The sequence below is a fragment of the Streptomyces sp. NPDC037288 genome (assembly GCF_055603265.1).
Window position 1 is genome coordinate 174,192 of sequence record NZ_JBVJVY010000003.1, and the last position, 25,235, is coordinate 199,426.

General features: G+C 71.3%; 23 protein-coding genes. 8 read left to right on the forward strand and 15 right to left on the reverse strand.

The annotated features are described in order from the left end of the window. Nucleotides 1-267: 267 nt before the first annotated feature. Together ACZ7GZ_RS04910 and glxA are read left to right on the forward strand one after the other, a co-directional pair. Nucleotides 268-2,256, forward strand: coding sequence for a glycosyltransferase family 2 protein (locus tag ACZ7GZ_RS04910; protein WP_471021002.1), 1,989 nt, complete (start codon nt 268-270; stop codon nt 2,254-2,256). Beyond that, nucleotides 2,253-4,190: a radical copper oxidase GlxA gene (glxA, locus tag ACZ7GZ_RS04915; RefSeq protein WP_471021003.1), complete on the forward strand. Its 1,938-nt coding sequence runs from the start codon at nt 2,253-2,255 to the stop codon at nt 4,188-4,190. Before ACZ7GZ_RS04910 ends, glxA begins: the two co-directional genes overlap by 4 nt. Here glxA and ACZ7GZ_RS04920 read toward each other — a convergent pair whose 3' ends face one another. The 11 genes from ACZ7GZ_RS04920 to ACZ7GZ_RS04970 all read right to left on the reverse strand — a co-directional run bounded on the left by ACZ7GZ_RS04920 (nt 4,191) and on the right by ACZ7GZ_RS04970 (nt 13,542). Continuing rightward, nucleotides 4,191-5,213, reverse strand: coding sequence for a glycoside hydrolase family 6 protein (locus ACZ7GZ_RS04920; RefSeq protein WP_471021006.1), 1,023 nt, complete (start codon nt 5,211-5,213; stop codon nt 4,191-4,193). 97 nt (nt 5,214-5,310) lie between these two features. Next, on the reverse strand, nt 5,311-5,979 hold the full coding sequence (locus ACZ7GZ_RS04925; RefSeq protein WP_471021007.1) for a class F sortase: 669 nt from the start codon (nt 5,977-5,979) through the stop codon (nt 5,311-5,313). 8 nt (nt 5,980-5,987) lie between these two features. Then, on the reverse strand, nt 5,988-6,536 hold the full coding sequence (locus ACZ7GZ_RS04930; protein WP_471021008.1) for a hypothetical protein: 549 nt from the start codon (nt 6,534-6,536) through the stop codon (nt 5,988-5,990). A 105-nt stretch (nt 6,537-6,641) separates the two neighbouring features. Further along, nucleotides 6,642-7,421 (reverse strand): HAD-IIA family hydrolase, encoded by a 780-nt coding sequence (locus ACZ7GZ_RS04935; RefSeq protein WP_471021010.1) that lies wholly within the window; start codon nt 7,419-7,421, stop codon nt 6,642-6,644. 258 nt (nt 7,422-7,679) lie between these two features. Next, nucleotides 7,680-8,384 carry a phosphonatase-like hydrolase gene (locus ACZ7GZ_RS04940; RefSeq protein ID WP_471021012.1) on the reverse strand — a complete coding sequence of 235 codons (705 nt, stop codon included), beginning with the start codon at nt 8,382-8,384 and terminating at the stop codon, nt 7,680-7,682. Next, nucleotides 8,381-9,505, reverse strand: coding sequence for a TIGR03364 family FAD-dependent oxidoreductase (locus ACZ7GZ_RS04945; protein WP_471021015.1), 1,125 nt, complete (start codon nt 9,503-9,505; stop codon nt 8,381-8,383). The genes ACZ7GZ_RS04940 and ACZ7GZ_RS04945 overlap by 4 nt, the downstream gene beginning before the upstream one ends. A 127-nt stretch (nt 9,506-9,632) precedes the next feature. Beyond that, a complete protein-coding gene (locus tag ACZ7GZ_RS04950) occupies nt 9,633-10,388 on the reverse strand; it encodes a GntR family transcriptional regulator (protein ID WP_471021017.1) in 756 nt (251 codons plus the stop codon). Between the two features lie 55 nt (nt 10,389-10,443). Next, nucleotides 10,444-11,373 carry a hypothetical protein gene (locus tag ACZ7GZ_RS04955; RefSeq protein ID WP_471021018.1) on the reverse strand — a complete coding sequence of 310 codons (930 nt, stop codon included), beginning with the start codon at nt 11,371-11,373 and terminating at the stop codon, nt 10,444-10,446. Nucleotides 11,374-11,467: 94 nt separating this feature from the next. Continuing rightward, on the reverse strand, nt 11,468-11,752 hold the full coding sequence (locus ACZ7GZ_RS04960; RefSeq protein ID WP_471021020.1) for a hypothetical protein: 285 nt from the start codon (nt 11,750-11,752) through the stop codon (nt 11,468-11,470). Between the two features lie 25 nt (nt 11,753-11,777). Beyond that, a complete protein-coding gene (locus ACZ7GZ_RS04965; RefSeq protein WP_471021022.1) occupies nt 11,778-12,134 on the reverse strand; it encodes a hypothetical protein in 357 nt (118 codons plus the stop codon). Nucleotides 12,135-12,351: 217 nt separating this feature from the next. After that, nucleotides 12,352-13,542 carry an ROK family transcriptional regulator gene (locus tag ACZ7GZ_RS04970; protein ID WP_471021023.1) on the reverse strand — a complete coding sequence of 397 codons (1,191 nt, stop codon included), beginning with the start codon at nt 13,540-13,542 and terminating at the stop codon, nt 12,352-12,354. Nucleotides 13,543-13,590: 48 nt separating this feature from the next. Between ACZ7GZ_RS04970 and ACZ7GZ_RS04975 the strand changes: the two genes are divergently transcribed. From ACZ7GZ_RS04975 to ACZ7GZ_RS04985, 3 genes are all read left to right on the forward strand, one after another. Beyond that, nucleotides 13,591-14,670 (forward strand): Gfo/Idh/MocA family protein, encoded by a 1,080-nt coding sequence (locus ACZ7GZ_RS04975; RefSeq protein WP_471021024.1) that lies wholly within the window; start codon nt 13,591-13,593, stop codon nt 14,668-14,670. Beyond that, nucleotides 14,670-15,200 (forward strand): heme-degrading domain-containing protein, encoded by a 531-nt coding sequence (locus ACZ7GZ_RS04980; protein ID WP_471021026.1) that lies wholly within the window; start codon nt 14,670-14,672, stop codon nt 15,198-15,200. Before ACZ7GZ_RS04975 ends, ACZ7GZ_RS04980 begins: the two co-directional genes overlap by 1 nt. Nucleotides 15,201-15,288: 88 nt before the next feature. Beyond that, the gene (locus ACZ7GZ_RS04985; protein ID WP_471021027.1) at nt 15,289-16,152 is read left to right on the forward strand and encodes an LLM class F420-dependent oxidoreductase; all 864 of its coding nucleotides are present in this window, start codon (nt 15,289-15,291) and stop codon (nt 16,150-16,152) included. 103 nt (nt 16,153-16,255) lie between these two features. Here ACZ7GZ_RS04985 and ACZ7GZ_RS04990 read toward each other — a convergent pair whose 3' ends face one another. From ACZ7GZ_RS04990 to ACZ7GZ_RS05000, 3 genes are all read right to left on the reverse strand, one after another. Continuing rightward, nucleotides 16,256-17,113 carry a fumarylacetoacetate hydrolase family protein gene (locus ACZ7GZ_RS04990; protein ID WP_471021029.1) on the reverse strand — a complete coding sequence of 286 codons (858 nt, stop codon included), beginning with the start codon at nt 17,111-17,113 and terminating at the stop codon, nt 16,256-16,258. Nucleotides 17,114-17,240: 127 nt separating this feature from the next. Then, nucleotides 17,241-17,966 carry a YidC/Oxa1 family membrane protein insertase gene (locus ACZ7GZ_RS04995; RefSeq protein ID WP_471021030.1) on the reverse strand — a complete coding sequence of 242 codons (726 nt, stop codon included), beginning with the start codon at nt 17,964-17,966 and terminating at the stop codon, nt 17,241-17,243. A 100-nt stretch (nt 17,967-18,066) separates the two neighbouring features. After that, complete coding sequence (locus tag ACZ7GZ_RS05000) at nt 18,067-18,378, reverse strand: DUF6412 domain-containing protein (protein WP_471021031.1); 312 nt, start codon at nt 18,376-18,378, stop codon at nt 18,067-18,069. Between the two features lie 187 nt (nt 18,379-18,565). On the opposite strand from ACZ7GZ_RS05000, the gene ACZ7GZ_RS05005 reads away from it, so the two are divergent. Next, nucleotides 18,566-19,402 (forward strand): serine hydrolase domain-containing protein, encoded by an 837-nt coding sequence (locus tag ACZ7GZ_RS05005; protein ID WP_471021032.1) that lies wholly within the window; start codon nt 18,566-18,568, stop codon nt 19,400-19,402. Between the two features lie 262 nt (nt 19,403-19,664). Here ACZ7GZ_RS05005 and ACZ7GZ_RS05010 read toward each other — a convergent pair whose 3' ends face one another. After that, nucleotides 19,665-20,468 (reverse strand): class E sortase, encoded by an 804-nt coding sequence (locus tag ACZ7GZ_RS05010; protein WP_471021034.1) that lies wholly within the window; start codon nt 20,466-20,468, stop codon nt 19,665-19,667. A gap of 378 nt (nt 20,469-20,846) precedes the next feature. Between ACZ7GZ_RS05010 and ACZ7GZ_RS05015 the strand changes: the two genes are divergently transcribed. Together ACZ7GZ_RS05015 and ACZ7GZ_RS05020 are read left to right on the forward strand one after the other, a co-directional pair. After that, entirely contained in the window at nt 20,847-21,863 is a 1,017-nt protein-coding gene (locus ACZ7GZ_RS05015) for a hypothetical protein (protein ID WP_471021036.1), read from the forward strand. A 197-nt stretch (nt 21,864-22,060) separates the two neighbouring features. Continuing rightward, entirely contained in the window at nt 22,061-25,204 is a 3,144-nt protein-coding gene (locus ACZ7GZ_RS05020; RefSeq protein ID WP_471021037.1) for a DEAD/DEAH box helicase, read from the forward strand. Nucleotides 25,205-25,235: the final 31 nt, after the last annotated feature.

Consider the following 25,235-nt stretch of genomic DNA (forward strand, 5'->3'; position numbering starts at 1 on the left):
AGAACCCTTGGATGTCCAAGCTGCCGCCGTTTGGCGGTAGTTGGGGGGAATCAAGCGGTTGCAGAACGGCGGGGAGGGGGCCCGCTCATGAATCGATGCCGAGGGGGGCATCATGCAACCGGAAGCTCGCCGTCCCATGTCTATAAGGTGAGGAAGACGTGGGGACTGCGAGCCACCACTGATCCGCGCGCGTGGGCTTAAGGGGAGCCGGCCGGGCGGAAAGAACCGACGAAACACGCGGTGACCTGCGTGTGGGGGGAATGACTCATGACGTCGACGCCGCCGGGCGCCGGACCGAGCCACGTTCACAACGACCCGTCACAGACCACACAGCTCAGGGCGGTCACACACCGGACCGGCCAGTTCCGCCGGATGAAGAAGAGCCTGCCGAGATACGACTACGAGCACTACAGCCGGCTCGCGGGCCCCCTCACCCAGCCCGACCCGACCAAGCCGTACCAGGTGCAGTACCGGTCGCTGCTCTCGCAGGAACCGCACCGCGTCCGCGCCGCGCTCATGCTGGGCGCGGCCCCCGTCCTCTCCCTGGTGCTGCTGTTCTGGCTGCTCCAGCCAGAACACTGGACCGAACGCGACTATCCCGCCCACGACTTCCTGCCGGCCCTCGACACCGTCATGCTCGTCTCGATCGGCCTGATCGAGTTCTTCCGCTGCATGAACGTGCTGTCCAACGCGCACGCCACCCTCGTCGCCCGCGACCCGATACCGGTCGTCCCCGAGACCGGCACCCGCGTCGCCTTCCTCACCTCCTTCGTGCCCGGCAAGGAGCCGCTGGAGATGGTGACGAAGACCCTGGAGGCGGCGGTGAAGCTGCGTCACCGGGGGCTGCTGCACGTGTGGTTGCTGGACGAGGGCGACGACCCGGCCGTCAAGGAGGTCTGCGCCCGGCTCGGTGTGCACCACTTCTCCCGCAAGGGCGTCGCGCAGTGGAACCGGCCCAAGGGCCCGCACCGGGCGAAGACCAAGCACGGCAACTACAACGCCTGGCTGGAGGCGCACGGCGACGACTACGACTTCTTCGCCTCCGTCGACACCGACCACGTGCCGCTGCCCAACTACCTGGAGCGGATGCTCGGTTACTTCCGCGACCCGGACGTCGGCTTCGTCATCGGCCCGCAGGTCTACGGCAACTACGACACGTTCGTCACCAAGGCAGCCGAGTCCCAGCAGTTCCTCTTCCACGCCCTGATCCAGCGCGCCGGCAACCGCTACGGCGCCCCGATGTTCGTCGGCACCTCCAACGCCGTACGGATCAAGGCGCTCAAGCAGATCGGCGGCCTGTACGACTCCATCACCGAGGACATGGCGACGGGCTTCGAGATGCACCGCGCCGAGAACCCGGCGACCGGGAGGAAGTGGAAGTCCGTCTACACCCCGGACGTGCTCGCCGTCGGCGAGGGCCCGAGCGCCTGGACCGACTTCTTCACCCAGCAGCTGCGCTGGTCCCGGGGCACGTACGAGACGATCCTCAAGCAGTACTGGAAGGGCCTGTTCACGCTGGGGCCGGGCAAGCTCTTCAACTACACGATGATGATCATCTTCTATCCGATGTCCGCCCTCAACTGGATCCTCGCCGCGCTGAGCTGCGCACTGTTCCTGGGCCTGGGCGCCTCGGGTGTGAACATCGACCCGACCGTGTGGCTGATGCTGTACGGCAACGCGTCCGCGCTGCAGATCGGCCTGTACGTCTGGAACCGGCGGCACAACGTCTCCCCGCACGAGCCGGAGGGCTCCGGTGGTGTCGCGGGCATGGTGATGTCCGCGCTGTCCGCGCCGATCTACGCGCGCTCCCTCATGGACGCCGTACTGCGCCGCAAGAGCAAGTTCGTGGTGACGCCCAAGGGCGAATCGGCGAGTCCCGACACGCTGTTCGGGACCTTCCGGATCCACTGGTTCTTCATCCTGGTCTTCGCCGGCTCCCTCGCGGCCGGCTTCGCGTTCGGGCACTCCCACCCCGCGATGATCACCTGGGCCTGCTTCGCCCTGCTGGTCACCGCCTCACCGATCTTCGCCTGGCGGTACACGCTGCGGCAGGAGAAGCGGAAGCCGAAGCCGGCGGCGGGGCCGGTCGCCGAACCGCAGGACGCGGTACCGGCGCCGTACGCGGCCAGCGCGCCGCATGTGCCACAGCAGCGGCCGACCTGGGCGACCGCCGGGCACGGCGACCGGAACCGGACCGGGGAGAACGAACAGACCATGCAGATCGCCCTTGGCGGACTTGGGGGACGTAAGGAATGAAGGACCAGGCAGGCCGCCGTCGCGCCCGTCGACTCGCGATCGGTACGGCGGTGGTACTCGCGCTGGCCGGGATGAACGGGCCGTGGGTGTACCGCTTCGGCACCGCGCAGTACCACCAGTACAAGATCAACAGACCCGAGTACAAGGCCGAGAACGGCCACTGGGACATCATCGAGTTCCCGCCGGAGTACCGCCAGGACACCATCCACGCGGCACTCCTGCACACCGGCAAGGTGCTGCTGGTCGCGGGCTCGGGCAACAACCAGGACAACTTCGACAAGAAGAAGTTCGACACCAGGATCTGGGACCCGGTCAAGGGCACGATCAAGAAGATCCCCACGCCCAACGACCTGTTCTGCACCGGCCACACCCAGCTCGCCAACGGCAACCTGCTGATCGCGGGCGGCACCAAGCGGTACGAGAAGCTCAAGGGCGACGTCACCAAGGCCGGCGGCCTGGTGATCGTCCACAACGAGAACCCGGACAAGCCGATCACGCTGCCCGCCGGCACGAAGTTCACCGGCAAGGCCAACGGCAAGACGTTCGTGTCCAAGGACCCGGTGCTCGTCCCGCGGGCGAAGAAGGTCTTCGACCCGAGGACCGGCGCGTTCCTGCGCAACGACCCCGGCCTGGGGCGGATCTACGTCGAGGCGCAGAAGAGCGGCACCCAGTACGAGACCGGCACCCAGGACAACTACCGGATCCAGGGTCTGACCGGCGTCGACGCGCGCAACACGTACGGCATCGCGCAGAAGCTCGCCCTCGACAAGAAGGACTTCCAGGGCATCCGCGACGCCTACGAGTTCGACCCGGTCGCCGAGCGGTACATCAAGGTCGACCCGATGAACGAGGCCCGCTGGTACCCGACGCTCACCACCCTGTCGGACGGCAGGATCCTCAGTGTCTCCGGCCTGGACGACATCGGTCAGCTGGTGCCGGGCAAGAACGAGATCTTCGACCCCAAGACCAGGAAGTGGACGTACACGAAGACGATCCGGCAGTTCCCGACGTATCCGGCGCTGTTCCTGATGCAGAACGGGAAGATCTTCTACTCGGGGTCGAACGCGGGGTACGGGCCGGACAACGTGGGCCGTGAGCCGGGGATCTGGGACGTGGGCACGAACAGGTTCACGAAGCTGCCCGGGCTCAGCGATCCGGACAGGATGGAGACCTCCGGGACCGTGCTGCTGCCTCCGGCGCAGAACGAGAAGTTCATGGTGATCGGGGGTGGCGGTGTCGGTGAGTCCAAGCTGTCGAGCAAGAAGACGCGGCTGATCGACCTGAAGGCCGGGAGTCCCAGGTTCGTGGACGGGCCCGAGCTGGAGAAGGGGACCCGGTATCCGCAGTCCTCGATCCTGCCCGACGACACGGTCCTGGTGTCCGGTGGCTCGGAGGACTACCGGGGGCGCAGCGACTCCGACATCCTCCAGGCGCGGCTGTACCACCCCGACAGCAACAGCTTCACGCAGGTCGCCGATCCGCTGGTGGGGCGGAACTACCACTCCGGGTCGATCCTGCTGCCGGACGGGCGGGTGATGTTCTTCGGATCCGACTCGCTGTACGGGGACAAGGCGAACACGAAGCCGGGGAAGTTCGAGCAGCGCATCGAGATCTACACGCCGCCCTATCTGTACCGGGATTCCCGGCCGTCCTTGAGCGGGGGGCCGCAGACGATCGCCCGCGGCGCTTCGGGGACGTTCACGTCGAACCACGCGGCCGGCATCAAGAAGGTGCGGCTGATCCGGCCCAGCGCCTCGACCCACGTGACCGATGTGGATCAGCGGTCGATCGCGCTGGACTTCAGGACGGCCGGGGACAAGATCACGGTGACCGTCCCCAAGAACCGCAATCTGGTGCAGTCGGGGTGGTACATGCTGTTCGTGGACGACGATCAGGGGACGCCGTCGAAGGCGCAGTGGGTGAAGGTGCCGTGATCACTTGCTGTTCTTCGCAAGGCCGAGTGCGTAACTCGCCCACCAGCCCCCCGCCTTCGGGCCCCCCTTGCACGTGCCGTCGGACTCCCCCGGGCGCTTGACCCACAGGTAGGCGTCCACCAGGGGGTCGGCCGTCTTCGTCGTCGGGGCTTCTCCCAGGGCCCGGTCCGGTGGGTTGCACCAGCGCTGGGCCGGGTCGCCGCCCGTGTAGGGGCCGTTGCCGTTGCGGCTGGTGTCGATGACGAAGTGCTTGTCGCCCACCTTGGCCGAGAGCTGCTTGCCGTAGGCGATGGAGTCCTGGGTGGAGTAGAAGTTGGAGACGTTGACGGAGAAGCCGTCGGCCCGGTCGGCGCCAGCCTGCCGGAGGGGCTGGTAGATCTGGTCGGGGCGGCCCCAGCCGGCGTTGCCCGCGTCCAGGTAGACCCTGGTGTTCTTCAGGGACTTCAGCTTGGCGATCGCGCCCCTGAGGAGGTCGAAGCGCTCCTCGTGGAACTGGGCCGGGGTGCAGCCGTCCACGAGGTGCAGGACGGCGTCGGGTTCGAGGACGACCATCGCGGAGCGGTCACCGATGCCACGGGCCACGCCGTCGATCCAGGCGCGGTAGGCGTTGCCGTCGGCGGCGCCGCCCTGGGAGTACTGGCCGCAGTCGCGGTGCGGGATGTTGTAGAGGACGAGCAGGGCCGTGCGGTCGGACCTCTGGGCGGCCTCGGTGAAGCCTCGGGCCTCCTTCTCCGGGTTCTCGGGGCCGATCCACTCCCCCACCGGCTGCTCGGCGATCTTTCTGATCTGCTCGGCCTCGGACTTCCTGCCGGACTTGGCGTAGGCGGCGAGCTGGCGGGCCGCGGTGCCGTCCGGGTTGACCCAGAACGGGTCGGCGGCCTTGGGCTGTTGGGTGATGCGGGCCGCCGGGTCCCCGTGCTCGTCCCCGCCCCCGGAGGAGCATCCGGCAAGCAGCAGTGCCGCCCCCAGCACCACCGCCGCCGACGCGCGCGCGGAAGAACGGGCCCCCCTGCTGTCGTACATACGAATCCCCCTGGCCCCCTGGGCGAACTGGTCAGGGTGCCAATCGTGGCATATCCGGCCGGTGCGAAACGAGGCCGTGTGGCGGGGCGTACGGGGGTCAGCGGGTGGTTTTGGTGAGGTACGCGGAGACCACCACGTTGGCCGTGTAGCTGTGGCCGGCGCGGTCGAAGGAGCCGCCGCAGGTGATCAGGCGCAGCTCGGCGCGGCCGGCCCGGTGGGGACCGTAGGCCTGGTCGGCGTCGAAGCCGGCGCGGGGCAGGACACGGACGTCGTCGATGGTGAACTCGGCGACCGTGCCGTCCGAGCGGACCACCCGGACCCGCTCGCCGGGCGTGAGCGTGCTGAGCCGGTAGAAGACCGCGGGCCGGGTGGCGGTGTCGACGTGTCCGACCAGGAGCGCCGCGCCCTTCGCACCCGGGGCGGTGCCGGCGCCGTACCAGCCGACCACACCGGGCTGGTCGAGGGGCGGCGGGTCGACGGCGCCCTGGGCGTCCAGGCCCCGGCTCACCACCGGTGCCTGCACCCGCAGCTGGGGGATGTCCACCCGCTGGGGTACGGCGTCCCCGAGCGGCGTGGCCGGGCGGGGCAGCCGGGCGGGGTCGGCGGGTTCGGCGGCGAACAGGTCACCCGTGGCGGGGCCGTCCGTGCCCTGCGGTACGCCGGTCAGCCCGCGCCCCCACAGCCACAGCCCGAGCAGCAGCAGGGCCCAGGTGAGGCCGGTGAGGAGCCACTCGGTGCCGGTGGCGCGCCCGCGGTCGTCGGACATGGGCCGCTTCAGCGCGTACGGCGGCTGCGGCGGGCGCCGAGCCCGACGGCGACGGCCGCGATCCCGGCCAGGACGAGTCCGGTCACCGACTGGACGGTGTCGGGTCCGGACTCACTGGTGGCCACCGTGGCGAAGTGCGCGGTGCCGCCGCCGCCCGCGTTGACGGGGGCGACGGGCGTGGCATCCCCGGTGGGCAGCCGGCCGGGCTCCGCGGACTGCCCGGCTCCCCCGCCGCCCACCGTGACCTTGCCGGTGATCACTGAGCCGGCGCAGGTGATCCTGACGTCGTAGACACCCGGTGCCAGGGAGGAGCGGACGCGTGTCTCGCCGGTCAGGGCGCCCTGGCCGCCGGTCAGCCGCGCGTCGGAGACGAACGCGGACGAGGTGGCGGTGCCCTGCTGCCCGGAGCAGCCGCGCACCCGCAAGGACACCTCCGAGCCGGGGCCGGGGAAGGCGGGGGTCACGGAGACCGAGGCTCCGTCGGCCGCGTGGGCGGCCGGGGCGAACGCGGCGACGGCCAGAATCCCTGTACACAACGTGAGGCGTAGTGAGCCCATCGTGAACCTCCAGTTATCAGGAGGCTCCCCCGGCCGGAGCGCCCCCGCATCCCAGGGGGCGCCCCGTTGCTCCGAACGGGTGGACCGGGGTTTGAAAACCCCGGTTCAGACCAGGTCGACCAGGTCCGCGATGGAGTCGACGACCCGCGAGGGACGGAAGGGGTAACGGTCGACGTCGTCGGGCTGGGTGACGCCGCTGAGCACCAGGAAGGTGCGCATACCGGCCTCCAGGCCCGCGAGGACGTCGGTGTCCATGCGGTCGCCGATCATCGCGGAGGTCTCGGAGTGCGCCCCGATGGCGTTGAGCCCGGCCCGCATCATCAGCGGGTTCGGCTTGCCCACGAAGTACGGCTTCTTGCCGGTCGCGGCGGTGATCAGGGCGGCGACCGAGCCGGTGGCGGGCAGGTCGCCCTCCGTGGACGGGCCGACGTTGTCGGGGTTGGTGGCGATGAACCGGGCGCCGTCGTTGATCAGCCGGACGGCCTTGGTGAGGGCCTCGAAGGAGTAGGTGCGGGTCTCGCCGAGGATCACGAAGTCGGGCTCGTGGTCGGTGAGGATGTAGCCGATGTCGTGCAGCGCGGTGGTCAGGCCCGCCTCGCCGATGACGTAGGCGCTGCCGCCGGGGCGCTGGTCGTCCAGGAACTGGGCGGTGGCCAGGGCGGAGGTCCAGATGTTCTCCACCGGCACGTCCAGGCCCATCCGGCGCAGTCGGGCGTGCAGGTCACGGGCGGTGTAGATCGAGTTGTTGGTCAGCACCAGGAAGGGCCGGCCGGACTCGCGCAACTTCTTCAGGAAGGCGTCGGCTCCGGGAATCGGGACGCCTTCGTGGATCAGGACACCGTCCATGTCGGTCAGCCACGACTCGATCGGCTTGCGGTCTGCCATGTTGTGCGTCTCCTGGCGTACGTACGGTCAAGAAAGCGGGGGCGCCGGAACCACGGCGTACCGACGCCCCCAGCCTAGTGAAAGTGGCCTGATCCTGACCCCGGTCGGCTGCTGCCCGCCCACGTCAGCTGCCGGTGGCCGACGGCCGAGCAGCGCCATGACCTCGGCGGGCTCGACGGTCAGGCCGAGGGTTCGAGGGCGAGGCTGTCGACGTGGGCGTCGTAGGCGACGGTGACGGAGTCGAAGCGGATGCTCATCTCACCGGGCCCCCAGGAGCAGGGCGGGCAGGCCTGCGACGGAGTCGAGGACGTGCGTGGCGCCGGCGGCGCGGAACTCCTCGTCCCCGTGGGCCCCGGTGCGCACCCCGGCGACCAGCCCGGCCCCGGCCCGCACCCCGCTGAGCACGTCGTACGAGGTGTCCCCGACGACGGCGACCTGCCGCACGTCCTCGGCGGCCCTGGTGCGCACGAAGGCCTCCAGGACCATGTCCGGGTAGGGCCGTCCGCGTCCGCCCGCGTCGGCCGGGCACAGGGTGAGCGGGACGAGGTCGCGCCAGCCGAGGGCGTCGAGGATCGCGTCCTGGGTGACGCGGGCGAAGCCGGTGGTCAGGACGACGGTACGACCGCTGGCGGCCAGCTCCTCGATGGCCTCGCGGGCGCCCGGCACCGGGGCGGTCAGGCCGGCGTCGACGAGTTCGCCGTACGCCTTCTCGAAGACGGTGTTGGCGCGCCGGGCGCGGTCCTCGGCGCCGAACAGGTGCCGGAAGACGGAGATCTTGGACTCGCCCATGGTGGCGCGGACGTAGGCGAGGTGGTCGGCGTGCTCGGCCGAGCCGGGTGTGACCCCGAGCTCTACGGCCGCCGCCTCGAAGGCGCGCTCGACCAGTCCGCCGTCGGCGACGGTCGTACCGGCCATGTCGAGGACGACGAGACGGATGTCGGTCGTGGTGTTCAACGTGCTCACCAGCCCAGTTCGTTCGCGGTGGTCTCGGCTATCGCGGGGGCGCAGGTCATGCCGCGCCCGCCGGGCCCGGTGACCAGCCACACCCCCTCGCGCACCTGCCGGCGGTGCACCACCCGGCCGGGTTCGGTGCACTGCGCGTACACGCCCGCCCAGCGGCGGCGGATGCGCGGCAGTGGCCGGCCGAGCAGGGACTCGACGACGCCGGTGAGGTGCTCGTACGGCTCCTCGACGGTGTCGAAGGCGAAGGGGTGCGCGTACTCGTGGGTGTCGCCGATGGTCAGGCCGCCGTCGGCGCGCTGCACCATGAGCAGCTGCATCCGGTGCGTGGCGGCGGTCTCCGGCTGCGGCTGTCCGGCGTTGAGCCGGTCCAGGGCCGGGGAGGCGTACGCCGGGTAGTAGCGGAAGCTGTCGGCGTCGGCGACGGAGGTGGTCAGCGGCTCGCCGAGCGGGTCGGTCTGCATCATCTGCAGGCGGACGCGGCGCACCGGCAGCCCGGGTCCGGCGAGTTCGCGGACCAGGCCGCCGAGCCAGGCACCGGTGCACAGGACGACCGCGTCGGCCCGGTGGACGTCCCCGTGGTCGTCCCGGACGGTCCCGGCGCCGGTCACCTCGCGCACCTCCCGGCCTGGCAGGAAGGTGTAGTCCGGGTGTGCCAGGAGCTCTGCCCGCAGGGCGAGTTGAGCCGTGCGGGGCTCCACGGCCGCGTCCCGCTCGCAGTGCAGGGCGGCGGTGAAGTCGCCGCGCAGGGCGGGGTTGAGGGCGCGGGCCTCGTCCGGGGTGAGGAGCTTGTAGCCGCGTGCGGCGGCGTCGGGGCGGGCCACGGCGGCCTCGGCGACGGCGAGTTCGAGGGGGCCGCGGACAGGGGTCAGGGACCCGTTGGCCCGGAAGCCCAGCGCCGGGACGCGGCTCCCGATCCCCTCCCACAGCTCCCGCGCCCGCAGCGCGGTCTCCAGCTCTTCTCCACCGGCGCGGCCACTGACCCAGATCTGCCCGAAGTTGCGCAGCGAGGCGCCGCGCGCCTCGGCCTCGCGCTCGATCTGGACGACCTGGTGGCCGCGCCGCACTGCGTGCCAGGCGTGCATGGTGCCCACCACGCCGGCTCCGACGACTGTCACTCTCACGGCTGCAACGCTCCTCGCGATCGGGGAACCGGAAGGGTCCGGCTGACAACGAGAGTGAACGACCCATCATGTTTGGGCTAGACCCGTTATCTTTTCGTGATCACGTCGGCTGCCGGCAGGGCGCTCCTCAGCCGTTGAGATGCGTGGTGAACGAGAACCGGTCACCCCGGTACAGCGACCGCACGCGCTCCAGGGGCCGTCCTTCCGTGTCCCGGGAGATCCGGTGGATCAGCAGCATGGGCAGGGCGGGCGGGGTGCCGATGAGCAGGGCTTCGCGGGGGGTGGCCAGCACGGTCTCGATCCGCTCGTCGGCGTCGCCGAAGGAGATGCCCTGGGTGGCGAGGTAGCCGTAGAAGGAGGAGTCGGGGTCGAAGTCACCGTCCAGCCGCGGCACCCGCTCGACGGCGACGTACGTGCTCTCCAGGCCGACCCGCTCCTCGTCGGCGAGCAGCACACGCTCCAGGTGCCAGACGGGTTCGCCCCGGGTGAGCCCGGTCTCGGCGGCGAGGGCGTCCGGGCAGGGGAAGCGGTCCAGCGTGACGAGGGTCCGTCCGGGCGTACGGCCCTGGCGGCGCACGCCCTCGGTGTAGCTGGCGAGGGACAGCGGCTGGGCGAGCTTGGGCCCGGCCACGACCGTCCCGCGGCCCCGGCGCCGCAGCCGCCCCTCCAGCACCAGCTCCCGTACGGCCTGCCGCACGGTCTCCCGGGCGACGTCGTACCGCTCGGCGAGGTCCCGCTCGGTGGGGATGACACCGTCCTCCCCGAGTTCCTCCAGCAGGGCGGCGATCCGTGCCTTCACCGCGTAGTACTTGGGGATGCGGCCGTGCTCGGGAATGCCGGAGCGGACGGGGGCGCCGGGAGCCTGGTCGTTCGGGTAGTCCACGCAGGGATCGTCGCAGACCGGACGTGTGGCGCCCCAGGGGACCCCGGTTCACGGCTCAGCGGCGTCTGCGGGCCAGCAGCAGGGCTCCGCCGCCGAACCCGAGGAGCGCGGCGGCGGCCATGAGCAGCGCGGCGGCGCGGCCGTGTCCGGTACGGGCCAGCTCGCGGGACCACTCCCGGGCCGCCTGCGCCCCCGCCTGCGCCCCCACCTGCTCCCTCGCCTGCGCCTGCGCCTCCGCCTCCGTCGCCGTCTCCTGGGTGAACGGCAGGGAGGGGCCGGGCGTGGCGCTGGGGGTACCGGTGCCGGGGGTGGCCTGCGGGGTGCCGGACGCACTGGGGACCACACCGCCGCCCTCCTGGGTGCCTTCCGGGGCCGGCGTCGGGTCCGGCGGCGGGTCCGGCGGCGGCTCCTCGCCGTCCCGGGCGACCCCGAACCGGTACGCGTTGGACTCCCCGACCCAGTCCCCGTCGTCCCCCCGGCGCTGGACCACGGCGGCGGTGGCGGTGACCCGGTCGGCCACGGCGTCGGAGCGGAGCGCCAGTCTGAGCTTGACGCTGACGGTCCCGCCGGGCGGTACGGCGAACCCGTCGAACCCCTCGCCGTCGAGCACACCGACCAGCTCCTGCTCGTCGGTGACCTCGAACGTCACCGGCCGGGCCCGGGGGCGGTCGTAGAACTCCAGCTCGATCCGGTCCGGCTTCAGGGCGCGCTTGTCGTCGACGAGGACGACCACCGGGTGGACCCCGGTGCAGGTCCGGCGGGTGGTGTTGGTGAGGTCGAGGTACCAGGTGCCGAATCCGCCGCCCGCCTCGTAGGAGTCCGGGCCGCCGCGGATCCGGGTGGTCAGCGGGAAGGAACGCGCATCGGCGCCGACGCAGGCGGGGGGTGTGTCGGCGAAGGCGGGTGCCGGCGACGACACGGGGACGACCACGGCGGCGGCTGCGGCCAGGCAGAGGGACAGGGACGTGCACAGTCGCATGAACACATGACCATGCCGGGTGGCGGGCGGGGACCGCGGACGCCACTCCGGGACCGGGCCGCAACTCCGCCCGGTCGGCGCAGGTCCGGTGGCCGGGGCGTCAGGTACCGCAGACGCGCTGGGCCTGGGAGGCCGCCGCGGCGCGCTGGGCGTCGGCGTCCTGGAGCGCCTGCAGCTCGGACTGGTCCGGGTGGCCTCCATCGGCGATCTGGCGCTGGATGCCGTTCTTCAGGGCTTCGTAGTCGTGTTCGGCGTTCGCGGCGGCTGCCACGGCCGTGTCGCACGCACTGTCCGGGCGCACGGACGACGCGGCACGGGCCGCCGGGGAGAGCGTGAGGAGCAGCACGGCACCGGCCGCAGCCGCCGACAGACGTGGGGACATCATGGGATGAGACCTCCGGGGTGCGGGATCAGGAGGACAGCAGGACCAGCCGGGTGTTGTCCTGCGTGTCGACGCATACCTGGTAGGGGTCGGGGTCGCCCTGGCGTTCCTGGCACTTCCACGTGGCCCCGGCCGCGCGCACCTCGACGGGCGCGCCCTTCGTGCCGTGCCAGACCTTGGTGTAGGCCGCCGCCGCCTGGAGCGCGGTGGCACAGGGCACGTTCCCGGTGGCCGACACACCGAGCCCGGAAGCCCGGTCCGTTCCGCAGTAGGGGGTGGGTTTCCGGTCCGTGCCGGTGTCGGTGAAGGCCTGGGCGGGCACCGCGAGGCAGAGCGCGGCGGCTCCCAGCAGACCGGCGACCGTTCTCGTCCTGGTCGTGTGCACGTGGCACCTCCTTGCCCGGGGAAAGCCCGGCGCACCGAGTACCCAGGACTGCCCCGCACGCCGGGAACCTCGCTTCCTTTTCTGCGGGTGCGCCGTTTCTGCGGGTGCGCCCTGGCGTCGGCTTCAGGCGATGCCGTAGCCGCGGCCGGGAGGGCACCCGGCCGGGCCGGCACCGGCAGGCGACCCCGCCCCGGGCGGCCACAGCGCAGGGCACCGCCTACGCGTCGCCGCGCCCGAACACCGGCGCCAGCAGCAACTGCGCGGCCCCCTCGGCCACCACCCGCTCCCCTCGCGGAGCGACCCGCACCGGCACCGGCTCCCCCCGCGTCCCCTCCCGCGCCGCCCGAGCCCGGAGCACCTCATCGACCCCCCGCACGAACACCCCCGGCGCCCCCGCGATCGTCCGCCCCCCGAGCAGCACCACGTCGATGTCCAGCAACCCGGCCAGATTCCCCGCCCCGACCCCCAGCGCCCGCGCCGCCTCCGCGGTCTCCCCGCGCCCCACCGCCGCCAGGCACAGCACCTCCACGCACCCCCGGTTCCCGCACTCGCACAGCGGCCCGTCCAGCTGGATCACCTGGTGCCCGAACTCCCCCGCCCCGGTCCGCGCCCCCCGATGCACGCGCCCGCCGATCACCAGCCCGGCGCCGAGCCCCGTACCGAGATGCAGATACGCGAAGGATCCCCCCTCACCCCCGACCGACAGCCCGAGCGCCGCCGCATTCGTGTCCTTGTCGACCACGACCGGCACTCCCAGCCGCTCCCCGAGGGCGTCGCGCAGCGGAAACCCGTCCCACTCGGGAAACCCGGTGACCCGGTGCAGCACACCCCGTGCATGGTCGAGCGGCCCCGGAAGCGCCACCCCCACCCCGAGGAGTGTCCCCGCACCGGCCGGCGACCCGGCCCCGGCGGCCCCCTCCGCGCCCCGGCCGAGCCCGTCCCGCACAACCCCCTCCACCGCGCCGACGACCGCCCCCAGGACAGCCTGCGCCCCCGCCCCCAGGTCCAGCCCGGCCCGCCGCTCCCCGACCACGGCCCCGTCCAGATCGGCCAGCACCACCCGCAGCTCGTCGCGGTCCAGATGCACTCCCACCGCATGCGCGGCCTCCGGCACGAGCCGTAGTACGGTGCGCGGCTTGCCGCCCGTCGACGCCCGCCGCCCGGCCTCCGCCGCGAGCCCCTCCTGCCGCAGCCGCGCGGTGATCTTGCTGACGGCCTGCGGGGTCAGACCGGTCCGCTCGGCCAGTTCGAGCCGGCTGATGCCCTCCGCCCCCGCATCCCGCAGCAGCCCGAGCACCAGCGCGGTGTTGTGACTGCGCACCACGCCGAGATTCGCCCCCACCGGCCCGGCGCCACCAGTCCCGCCGCCCGTCCTCGTCGCCGCCCTCGTGCTGTTCACGTCACCCATTGTCCCCACCGCTTGCACTTTGGCAACAGCGTTGCGAAAGTAGGGCCCATGACAGGACGCACGACTGCCACCCCCCTCCGCGTCGGCCTGATCGGCTACGGCCTCGCCGGCTCCGTCTTCCACGCCCCGCTGATCGCCGCCACCGAGGGCCTCGCCCTGGACACCGTGGTCACCTCCCACCCGGAGCGGCAGGAGCTGGCCCGCGCCGAGTTCCCGGACGTGACGCCCGTCGCCACGCACGAGGAGTTGTTCGACCGCGCGGACCGGCTGGACCTGGTCGTCATCGCCTCCCCGAACAAGACACACGTCCCGCTCGCCTCCGCCGCCCTCAAGGCGGGCCTGCCGGTCGTCGTCGACAAGCCGGTCGCCGGCACGGCGGCCGAGGCCCGCGACCTCGCCACCCTCGCCGAGGAGCGCGGCCTGCTCCTGTCCGTCTTCCAGAACCGCCGCTGGGACAACGACTTCCTGACGCTGCGCCGGCTGATCTCCCAGGGAGAGCTGGGCGACGTCCGGCGCTTCGAGTCCCGCTTCGAGCGCTGGCGCCCCGAGCCGAAGGGCGGCTGGCGCGAGTCCGGCGACCCGGCAGAGATCGGAGGTCTGCTGTACGACCTCGGCAGCCATGTCGTCGACCAGGCCCTGGTCCTCTTCGGCCCGGCGGCCGAGGTGTACGCCGAGACGGACATCCGCCGCCCCGGCGCCGAGACCGACGACGACACCTTCATCGCGCTCACCCACGCGAACGGCGTCCGCTCCCACCTCTACGTCTCCGCGACGACCGCCCAGCTCGGCCCCCGCTTCCGGGTCCTCGGCTCCCGCGCCGGCTATGTGAAGTACGGCCTCGACCCGCAGGAGGCGGCCCTGCGTGAGGGCCTGCGCCCGGGTCCGCGGTGGGGCGCGGAGCCCGAGTCCCGCTACGGTCGCATCGGCGCCGGAGAGTCCCCGGTGACCGGCGGCGGCACTCCCGTACCGACCCTCCCCGGCGACTACCCCGCCTACTACGCGGCCGTCGCGCGCGCCCTGACCGGCGCCGGCCCCAACCCGGTGACCGCCCTGGAGGCGGCCGACACCCTGGACGTCCTGGAAGCGGCCCGCAGGTCCGCCCGGGACAAGGTGACGGTGAACCTCTGATGCAGCACCCGCAGCACCAACAGCACCCTCAGCATCATCCGCAGATCACCCCGAGGACCACCCCGGAGCAGACCCCGTCCGTCGCGGAACTGGAGGCACAGGAACGCCGCCTGGTCTTCCGCCGGTTCACCCACGACGACGCCTGGGCCCTCGGCTCGCTCCTCGTCGAGCTGGCCCGGGAGCGCCGGGCCCCGGTCGCCGTCGACATCCACCGCGCCGGACAGCAGCTCTTCCACGCGGCCCTGCCGGGCTCCACCCCGGACAACGACGCCTGGATCGCCCGCAAGCGCCGCGTGGTGGAGCGCTACGGCGCCTCCTCCTACCTGGTCGGCGCGCGCTTCCGCGCCAAGGGCACGGCCTTCGAGGACTCCTCCCGCCTGGACCCCGACGTCTACGCGGCCCACGGCGGCTCGTTCCCGATCACCGTCGAGGACGTGGGCGTCATCGGCGCGGTCACCGTCTCCGGCCTTCCCCAGCTGCAGGACCACCGGTTCGTCGTAGCGGGGCTGGAGCAGTTCCTGAAGGTGTGACGCCCCCCGGGGATTACCCGAGGCATCCCTCCGGTTGGGGATGACTGCAGACGTTGACGATCACGGCCCCACCCGGAGGGATCGACCCATGAGCACCGTGAAGGACAGGATCGGCCGATACGGCATCTGGAGCGTCGGCCTGCGCGCGGAGGACCCGTCCCGGCGCGGCGAACTGGCGGAGGCGGCGGCCGAGTTGGAGAGCCTCGGGTACGGCGCCGCATGGCTGGGCGGCAGCAGCGCAGCCCGGCACGCCGTACCGCTCCTTGAGGCCACCACCACCCTCGCCGTCGGCACCAGCATCCAGAGCATCTGGCAGTACGACGCCGACGCGAGCGCGGCGGCCTTCGCCGCGGTGGACGCCGCCCACCCCGGCCGCTTCCTGCTCGGCCTCGGCGTGAGCCACGCCAAGCTCGCCGACCAGTACCGCCGCCCGTACTCGGCCCTGGTCTCCTACCTCGACGCCCTGGACGCGGCCGGGGTGCCCGCGGACCGCCGGGTGCTGGCCGCCCTCGGCCCCAAGACCCTCCAGCTGTCCGGCGAGCGGGCGGCGGGCGCGGTGCCGTATCTGGTCACCCCCGAGCACACCGCCCAGGCCCGCGAGATCCTCGGCGAGGGCCCGCTGCTCGCGCCGGAGCTGAAGGTCGTCCTGGAGACCGACCCGTCCCGCGCCCGCGCCCTGGCCCGCGGGACCCTGGCCATGTACCTCGCCCTGCCGAACTACACCGGCAACTTCCTGCGCCTCGGCTTCACCGAGGACGACCTGGCCGACGGCGGCAGCGACCGCCTGGTCGACGCGCTCTTCGCCTGGGGCGACGACCGGCGCGTCCGCGACCGCATCGACACCTTCCACCAGGCGGGCGCCGACCACGTGGCCCTCCAGCTGGTGACGGAGGGCGAGCGGGACGCCCTGCCCAGGCAGGAATGGCGCAGGCTCGCTTCTCTCCTGGGGTGATCCGAAGCGCCCCCAAAGGGGCGCGGGGAACTGCGCGACCAGCCACGAACCACCCGCAGCGGGCGACGAAACCGCAGTTCCCCGGCGCTCCCCGGCAAAGCGTCTACGCGTCCTTGAACTCCTGCCGCTGACGACCGAGGCCGGCGATCTCCAGCTCGACCACATCCCCGGCCCGCAGATACGGCTTCGGCTCGGGCTGCCCCATGGCCACCCCGGCCGGCGTCCCCGTGTTGATGACGTCCCCGGGGTACAGCGTCATGAACTGGCTGACGTACCGCACGACTTCACCCACGGGGAAGATCTGCTCGGCCGTCGTACCGTCCTGCTTCAACTCCCCGTTGACCCACAGCTTCAGCGACAGCTCCTGCGGATCCGGAACCTCGTCCGCCGTCACCAGCCACGGCCCCAGCGGATTGAACGTCTCGCAGTTCTTCCCCTTGTCCCAGGTCCCGCCGCGCTCGATCTGGAACTCCCGCTCGGACACGTCATGGGCCACCGCGTACCCCGCGACATGCCCGAGCGCCGCCTCGGCCGACTCGACATAGCGGGCCGTGCGCCCGATGACGACGGCCAGCTCGACCTCCCAGTCCGTCTTCACCGAACCGCGCGGCACCAGCACCGTGTCGTTCGGCCCGACCACCGTGTCCGGCGCCTTGAAGAAGACCACCGGCTCGGCGGGGGGCTCGGCGCCCGTCTCGCGGGCGTGGTCGTGGTAGTTGAGCCCGATGCACACGATCTTCCCGATGCGGCCGAGCGGCGGCCCGGTCCTGAGGCCCGTCGCGTCCAGCGCGGGCAGCTCGCCGGACTCGGCGGCGGCCCGCACCCGGCCGAGCGCGGCCTCGTCGGCGAGAAGCGCGCCGTCGATGTCCCCGACGATCCCCGACAGGTCCCTGAGGGTTCCCTCGGCGTCCAGCAGCGCGGGCCGCTCCGCCCCCGCCGTACCGACTCGCAGCAGCTTCATGGTCACAATCTCCCTCGATCGCGGGCGCCCGGCCGATGGGTGCAGCCATCGGAGGACTGGCTGATCCTCCAATCCCGCTGTCCACTCCGCAAGACCCTGTTCACGTACTGGACCGTAGCCACGGCTCCTACTGATAAAGGGCGGCCCGCTCCACCGCGCTCCAGGCCGTGCTGGTGACGACGTACAGCGCGGCGGCGAGCGGTACGACGGCCACGGTGACGAGCGTGCAGAAGGACATGAACGGCATGACCTTGTTGACCGCGCCGAGCCCCGGCACCTGCTCCCCGCCCCCGGCGCCCGCCGTGACGGGGCCGGCCGCCGTCATCCGCTTGGTACGCAGGCAGTTGAAGGTGGCGACGGCCGCGACGAGGACGAAGAGCCCGAGGTAGACCAGCCCGGCCGGGCCGAACACCCCGTCCCCGCCGAGCGCGTCGGACCATCGCCCGCCGAGCGGCGCCGCGAACAGCCGGTGGCTGAGCAGCCCGTTCCCCTCGCCGCCGATCGTGGCGCTGGAGAAGAGGTGGTAGAGCAGGAAGAAGGCGGGCAGCTGGAGCAGGCTGGGCAGGCAGCCGGACAGCGGCGAGACCTGTTCCTCGGCGTGCAGTTCCAGCACCGCCTTCTGCAGCCGCTGCGGGTCCTCGGCGTGCTTCTCGCGCAGCTCGGCGATTCGCGGCTGGAGTGCGGCACGGGCCCGCCGGCCGCGGGCGGCGGCGCGGGACAGGGGGTGGACGAGGAGTCGTACGAACGCGGTGAACAGGACGATCGCGGCGGCGGCCGCGGAGGCGTGGAAGAGCGGCTGGAGCAGGTCGGCGAGCTGCTCGACCAGGCGGGAGAAGAGGGAGAAGACGGACATGGGTGAGCCCTCCGGGGGTCTCGTCGTGCCGGAAGCGTGCTGGAGATGAGCAGAACGGCATGACGACCCGCGCGGGGTCACTCACGGAGGTGCGGGTGCCCTACGCGGCGGTCGCCGGAAAGGCGTGTCCGGGTGCCCTCGGCCGGCGCCGGCCGGGCGCGTCGGGATCGCGCTGCGGCAGGAAGGCCGTACGCCGGGCCCGGTCGCGTATCGCCGTACGCACCCGGGTGGGCGGGACGGGAGGTGCCGAACGGGCGGTGAGGAGGAAGCAGAGGGCGAGCGCGGAACCGGCGGCGGCGGTCGCGGCGAGGGCCACGGTCGCGGAGAGACTGCCGGTGTCGAGCAGCATGACCGGCAGCAGCAGAAGGAGCAGCGGGGCGAGCGAGCGCGACCGCGCGGGACTGCGGACCACTCGGCTGCCCTCCTCCCGGCCACAACTGCCCGTATCTTCCTGCCATTTATACCTGACCAGCGCGAACGGGGAGCGCAGTGGCCGGTGATGACGGAAAACACGCTCCCGCCGCCGAGGCCGCCGACGGACAATGAGCGGGGCCCACCGGCCCGACGACACCGCCCGCCACACCCCGAAGGACCCGCTCGTGCCCCGCACTCCCACGTGTGTCCTGAGCGACGCGTCTCCCGCACGGGCCCGTGACGGTCACGCGGTGGACCGGTTCGTCGAGATCGGCTCCTTCACCAAGGTCCTCACCGGTACGGCGCTGATGCGCATGGCCGCAGCCGGCCTGCTCGACGCCGACGACCCGGTCGAGCGCTGGTTTCCCGCCGCGCCCCGCACCGGGATCACGCTGCGGCACCTGGCCGAGCACACCTCCGGGCTGCCGCGCCTTCCGCCGGGCACCCGACACCGCGACCCGTACGCCGGGTTCGACGATGCCGCCCTGCACCGACTGCTCAACCGGCTGGACGAGGTCGTGGTCCGGCCGCCGGGACAGCGGGAGGAGTACTCCAACCTCGGGTACGCCGTCCTGGGCGCGGCGCTGGTGAGCGCGGCCGGTACGCCGTACGGGGAACTGCTCGCCGCACACGTCCTGCGGCCGGTGGACGTCGACGAGGTGAGCGTCCGGCCCGACCCCGGCCGGCGCCTGCTCGCCCCCGGGCCGTTCGGGAGGGAGCGCAGGCCCTGGACCACGGACGGGGCGATCCTCCCGGCGGGCGGCCTGTGGGCCACCCCGCGCGCAGTCGCCGATCTGCTGGTCCGGCTGGTGGTCGAGCGGCGGCTGGGAGATCCCGCTCCCTCCTGGCAGACGGCCGGCGGACTGCGCTGGCACAACGGCGCGACCCGGCACGCCTCGCTGTTCGCCGGAGCCGTGGCGGACGGCCGCTGGGTGGTGGTCCACCGGCTGGGCGGCCGTTCCGGCCGGACCGACCGGATGGGCGTCGACCTGCTCAGGGGCGGCGGCTCCGGGGGCTCCTGAGCCACGCCCGGGTGATCAGGCGGGCTCCGTCTCCAGCGGCTCCAGCAGCCGCTTCGGCTTCAGCAGCACCCGCCTGACCCGTCGGTGCGTTGTGCTCGTCGACGGCAACCTCAAGGCGTATATCGGGCATAAAGATCATTCCGGGGAACGGTGACAGGCGCCGCCCCGCACCCGGACAATGGACCTGTGCCCGGAGCCGGATCGCTGCGACGGTCACGGGGTTGTGGAAGCCGGAACGGTCACATGATCCGCCGGGCAGGGCCTAGCGGGGCCGCATGGACACCAGCTTTCCCCACACCACCATCCGGTAGCGGGAGGTGAACTCGGGGGTGCAGGTGGTCAGGGTGAGGTAGTAGCCGGGAGCGGAGTACCCGTAGGCGGGCCGGACGCGGGAGCGCGGAACCGGCCGGACGACCCCCGAGTCCGTGGCGGACGTCCGCGGCAGGATCTGGTCGACGTCGTACGTGTACGTCGCCGTCCGCGTCTCCACCTCGATGGCGTCCCCACGCCGCAGCCGGGGCAGGTACCGGAAGGGCTCGCCGTGCGTGTTCCGGTGCCCGGCGAGCGCGAAGTTCCCCGCCTGGCCCGGCTGCTGGGTCCCCCGGTAATGGCCGACGTACCCCTTGTTGAGGACGTCGGCCTTGCTCACACCCTCGGCGACGGGAACGCGCAGCCCCAGCCGGGGGACGGTGAGGACGGCGTACGCCTGGGACCGCCGGGGCGGGACGACGGGGACGTACGACCGCTGCGGCGGACGGGACCCGGGCGAGCCGGCGTCCGACGCGGGCGCGGCGGAGGCATCCGGCGGGACGGAGGCATCCGGGGGCGCGGACGCACGGCCGGTGTCCGTCCCGGGGCCCCACTCCCGCTCCAGCGCCTCCACCTGCCGCTCGGCCCCGCGCCGGGCCTCCCGGTTGGTCCACCACAACTGGTGCGCGACCAGCAGCATGAGCAGCACCCCGAGGGTGACGAGCGCCTCGCCCCCGCCCCACAGCACCCGCCGGCGCCGGGCACGCCTGCGCCGGTCGACGTGCCGTACGACCCGCACGCCCGACGCTGCCGGCATCCGCACCACCTCCATGGGCCTCCACGGGCCGCCAGGGGCCGCCAGGGGTCCCCACGGGCCTCCACGGGCCTTCGGGAGCCGCCCGCACGATAGGCGCACTGCGCACAACTGGCCATAGCCACAAGGGTCTGAGGCCTCACCCTCCGCCTTCCTCAACTGGATTTGGAAACCGCTGTCAGAACCGTGACGACGGGCGGCGCGGACCTGTACAAGCCCCACTCGGACACGTACGTGTCGGGGAAGACGGTGTCGGTCCGCTTCGCGGCGACGTCGGTCCAGACGCCGCAGGTGGACGGAGTGACGCCGTAGGGAGCCGGAGGGGAGCCGATGACCAGCACATAACCCCTTGCGTCCCTGCTCGGCAGTACGGTGTCCCCCATGCGCCCCGACACGCCTGCCGAGAACGTCGACCACACCGCCGAAGCGGCACGCCTGGAGCGGACCGCCGGACTGTATCCCGAGGACGCCGAGGCCCTGCTGCTGAGGGCGGCGGCCCACCTCGAGCTCTCCGGCGACCGCCCCGCGGCCACCGCGCTCTACGACCGCCTGCTCTCGTCCGCCGAAGGCCTGGAGAGCCCAGCCCTGGTAAGGGCCCTGAAGGCCTCCAATCTCTGGGAGTACGGCCACGAGGCCGAGGCGAGGGCGATCATCGAGGGACTGCGCACATCCGCCCCCCGCGACCCGGCCCCCTGGGTGATCATCGCGGAGTCCCTGGAGTCGCACGACGAGCTGGAGGCGGCGGAGGAGACCTTCACGGAGGCGGCGAACCTGTTCCTGCCGCAGGGGGAGGACACCGACCCGGCGCCCGCCACGCACCCCCTCCTCTACGGCCGCCACCGCGTCCGCCGCATGCGGGGCCTGCCGCACGACGTCTGGGACACCCTGGCCGACACACTCCACACGTCGCCGGTGTCGCTGGACGAACTCCATGACCCCAAACGCGTCTGGTCCCTGGGCTCCGACAACCCGGCGGAACTGGCCGCGGAAATCTCCCGCCTACGAGCCGAACTGGGTGCCTACCGCGAGGCCCTCTCCCGCCCCTTCCCGGTGGCGGTCCTGCACTGGCCGGCACCGGAACTGGCGGAGTTGCTGTCGGCGTATCCTCCCCTGTCCGCGGAGTACCCGTCCCACGAGACCCACCTGTCGACCATAGAGTCCTCCCTGCGCGAACTCTCCTCCTCGGGCACGGCCAACCTGGGCATCGTCACCGGCACGGTCCCGTCGTACGAGGCCTTCGCGGCATCGGAGGGCTCGTCCCCGGCAGACGCGACCCTGCTCCCGCAGTACGCGACGACACTGGCGGCCCGGGGGCGAGCGGCGGCTTGGCCGCCGCAGCGGGGGGCGGAGTGCTGGTGTGGGGCGGGGCAGGTCTACGCGAGCTGCCACGGCGCGTAAAAGCCAGGAACGAAGGAACCGCCCGCCCTCCCCCACCGCCAGTTGCACGGGCACGCCGCACAACCACCGCCCCGGCACGCTCATGGGCCGGGGCTGGCCTGTGTCTGAAAGCGATCAGATTCCGCTCATTGCCTTCGTCTGTCGGTGGCTGCTGTTACAACAGGTCCGTATCGACCCCAGAATTGGGAGGAGCGGACGTGACGGCACCGGGGGAGCTGAACCACGCAGGCGTTTACGAGAAGCTCGTCACCCAAGACCTGCACGACCGGATAGTCGGGCTCGAAGCCGCAGGGTGGAAAGCCGTCGACGCCGAGGTCAGCGCGGAGTCCGCACCGCACGTTCTGGCCCGCCACATCGGCGAGGCAGTGGCACGTCGGCTGGCCCGACTGCCGCGTGACAAGCAGGTGACCGCCGCCAACCAGATCATGCAGTCGCTGGCCGCCAGTGCACCCGATCCGGACGAGGACGAGATCGACGGGACCATCGCCGACGGACCACGCCAACTCCTCGCCCTCGCGGAGCGGGAAGCCCCCGGCGTATACGCGGTCCGCCCCCTGACGCCCCTCTCCGAGACCGGGTTGATCACCAACGCCCCGGACGACCCCAACCTTGGCGCTGAGCTACGGGCGGAGCTCGCCACGGCCGACCGCATCGACCTGCTGTGCGCCTTCGTGAAGTGGCATGGCATCCGGGTACTCGAGGACTCACTTCGCGCGGCGAAGAAGCGGGGAGTCCCTATCCGGGTCATCACAACCACCTACATCGGGGCCACCGACCGACACGCGCTGGACCGCCTCGTCCGCGAGTTCGATGCCGAGGTGAAGGTCAACTACGAGATACGGTCAACACGTCTGCATGCGAAGGCCTGGCTGTTCCGCCGCAGAAGCCGCTTCAACACGGCCTACGTGGGCAGCTCCAACCTCTCCAAGGCCGCGCTGCTCGATGGCCTGGAGTGGAACGTACGGCTGTCCTCGATCGCCACGCCTCACGTGCTCGACAAGTTCGAGGCGACCTTCGACGCCTACTGGAATGACCCCGCCTTCGAGGTGTACGACCCCGACGAGGACGGGAAGCGCCTCGACGAAGCGCTCGCCCAGGCAGGAGGTGATCGGGCCGGCGACGACCTCAAGATCAACCTCTCCGGTCTCGAAGTGCAGCCCTTCCCGCACCAGCGGGACATGCTCGAACGCCTCCGGGTCGAGCGCGAGATTCGCCACCACCACGACAACCTCTTGGTGGCAGCCACCGGCACCGGTAAGACAGTCATGGCCGCCCTGGACTACCGCGCCATGCGTGATCGGCGCGGCGGAGAGCTCCCTCGGCTGCTTTTCGTGGCGCACCGCAAGGAGATCCTGCGGCAATCTCTGCGCACCTACCAGGAGGTACTCGCCGACGCCTCCTTCGGTGAACTGCTCTACAACGGCCGGGAACCCCGCGACTGGACCCACGTCTTCGCGAGCGTCCAGTCCCTCGGCCTCCAACGGCTGGAACAGATCGATCCCGGCCATTTCGACGTCATCGTCATCGACGAGTTCCACCACGCCACGGCGAGCACCTACCGCCGTGTCCTCGACCACTTCAAGCCCACCGAACTACTTGGCCTAACCGCGACACCGGAGCGGATGGACGGGTTCAATGTTCAAGACGAGTTCTTCGGGGGGCGGATCGCTGCCGAAATGCGGCTGTGGGAGGCCCTTGAGGCCGATCTGCTGTGCCCTTTCCACTACTTCGGGATCCCGGACGGCACCGATCTCACACAGCTGAACTGGCGAAACGGCAACTACGACAGGGACGAACTCGGCGACCTCCTCACAGCGAGCCACGCACGAACTCTCATCGTCATCAAGCAGGTCAGGGACAAGATCTCCAATCCCTCCGTCATGCGCGCCTTGGGATTCTGTGTGACCAAGGCACACGCACACTTCATGGCCGACGAATTCCGCAAGGCGGGGCTTCGGGCCGCTGCCCTCGACAGCGACTCATCTCCCGCAGAGCGCGAGCAGACGCTCGATGCCCTCAAGGCCGGCCGAATCCAGGTGATCTTCTCTGTCGACCTGTTCAACGAGGGCCTCGACATCCCGGAGGTCGACACGCTACTGCTCCTGCGTCCCACGAACAGCGCGACCGTCTTCCTCCAGCAACTGGGGCGCGGCTTGCGCCGTACGCCGAACAAACCCGTGCTGACCGTTCTCGACTTCATCGGCCAGCACCGGGCGGAGTTCCGCTTCGAGGAGCAGTTCCGAGCACTGACGAACCTGTCCCGCAACCGCCTTGTCAACGGTATCGAACGTGGCTTCCCTCAGCTGCCCTCCGGCTGCCAGATCATTCTGGAGGGCAAGTCCAAGGACCTCGTCCTCGACAACATCCGCACCCAGCTGAACGCCACGATCAACACACTGGCGAAGGAGGTTCGGGACTACGGCACGCCCACGCTCGACGCCTACCTCCGAGAGAGCCGGAGGGACATCAAGGAGCTCTACAAGAACAAGAACTCGTGGACCACGATCCTGCGGAAGGCGGCGATCACCAAGGTAGCCGCGTTGCCCGGCGAGGAGGAGCTCCTCAAGCGCGTCCACGCCTTCCTTCACGTGGACGACCCCGAGCGGGCCCAGACGTATCTGCGCCTCCTCGCAGACGACGCCCCCGACTACCGCTCCCTCCCCCAAGCCGAGCAGGTGTACGCCCGCATGCTCTTCTTCAACCTGTGGGACAAGGCGGGCGGTTTCTCCAGCTACCGGGAGGGACTGGAATCCCTGCGTGCCCAGGAACGGGTCCGCGATGAACTACGGCAGGTGCTGACATATGTCCTCAACCGGACCGATCACTTCCCCATCTCACCGAGCGGCCCGCTCGGCCACATCCCGCTGAAGATCCACAGCTCCTACAACCGCTCCGAGATCCTCGCTGCACTGGGAGTGGCGCGGCTGGGAGGTCAGATGCCAGGCGTCTTCAGCCAGGGAGTGAGCTGGGTCGAGGACATCAAGACGGACGTTCTCTTCATCACCTCGGAGAAGAACGAACGAGACTTCTCCCCCACTGTCCGCTACAAGGACTACGCGATCAGCCCCACCCGGTACCACTGGGAGTCCCAGAACAACACGTCCGAGAGCTCGCGGACCGGCTTGCGCTACCAGCACCACATCGAACAGGGCAGCCACGTTCTGCTGTTCCTGCGCCGCTACAGCGAGAACAGTATCGGCAAGGCCGAGCCTTGGATGCTCCTCGGCCCGGCCACCTATGTGAAGCACAGCGGCAGCAAGCCCATGGCGATCACTTGGGACCTGGAGCATGAGCTCCCCGCGGATGTGTGGTCGTACTCCGCCGCGATCACCACCGGGTGAACTTCTCGGCTTCGACCTCGGCCTCGAAGTG

What these genes read in the sequence shown, in the direction of transcription:
- ACZ7GZ_RS04910 (WP_471021002.1), top strand. Translation starts at nt 268, where the DNA reads ATGACGTCGACGCCGCCGGGCGCCGGACCGAGCCACGTTCACAACGAC.
- glxA (WP_471021003.1), top strand. Translation starts at nt 2,253, where the DNA reads ATGAAGGACCAGGCAGGCCGCCGTCGCGCCCGTCGACTCGCGATCGGT.
- ACZ7GZ_RS04920 (WP_471021006.1), bottom strand. Translation starts at nt 5,213, where the DNA reads ATGTACGACAGCAGGGGGGCCCGTTCTTCCGCGCGCGCGTCGGCGGCG.
- ACZ7GZ_RS04925 (WP_471021007.1), bottom strand. Translation starts at nt 5,979, where the DNA reads ATGTCCGACGACCGCGGGCGCGCCACCGGCACCGAGTGGCTCCTCACC.
- ACZ7GZ_RS04930 (WP_471021008.1), bottom strand. Translation starts at nt 6,536, where the DNA reads ATGGGCTCACTACGCCTCACGTTGTGTACAGGGATTCTGGCCGTCGCC.
- ACZ7GZ_RS04935 (WP_471021010.1), bottom strand. Translation starts at nt 7,421, where the DNA reads ATGGCAGACCGCAAGCCGATCGAGTCGTGGCTGACCGACATGGACGGT.
- ACZ7GZ_RS04960 (WP_471021020.1), bottom strand. Translation starts at nt 11,752, where the DNA reads ATGATGTCCCCACGTCTGTCGGCGGCTGCGGCCGGTGCCGTGCTGCTC.
- ACZ7GZ_RS04970 (WP_471021023.1), bottom strand. Translation starts at nt 13,542, where the DNA reads ATGGGTGACGTGAACAGCACGAGGGCGGCGACGAGGACGGGCGGCGGG.
- ACZ7GZ_RS04975 (WP_471021024.1), top strand. Translation starts at nt 13,591, where the DNA reads ATGACAGGACGCACGACTGCCACCCCCCTCCGCGTCGGCCTGATCGGC.
- ACZ7GZ_RS04980 (WP_471021026.1), top strand. Translation starts at nt 14,670, where the DNA reads ATGCAGCACCCGCAGCACCAACAGCACCCTCAGCATCATCCGCAGATC.
- ACZ7GZ_RS04985 (WP_471021027.1), top strand. Translation starts at nt 15,289, where the DNA reads ATGAGCACCGTGAAGGACAGGATCGGCCGATACGGCATCTGGAGCGTC.
- ACZ7GZ_RS04990 (WP_471021029.1), bottom strand. Translation starts at nt 17,113, where the DNA reads ATGAAGCTGCTGCGAGTCGGTACGGCGGGGGCGGAGCGGCCCGCGCTG.
- ACZ7GZ_RS04995 (WP_471021030.1), bottom strand. Translation starts at nt 17,966, where the DNA reads ATGTCCGTCTTCTCCCTCTTCTCCCGCCTGGTCGAGCAGCTCGCCGAC.
- ACZ7GZ_RS05010 (WP_471021034.1), bottom strand. Translation starts at nt 20,468, where the DNA reads ATGCCGGCAGCGTCGGGCGTGCGGGTCGTACGGCACGTCGACCGGCGC.
- ACZ7GZ_RS05015 (WP_471021036.1), top strand. Translation starts at nt 20,847, where the DNA reads ATGCGCCCCGACACGCCTGCCGAGAACGTCGACCACACCGCCGAAGCG.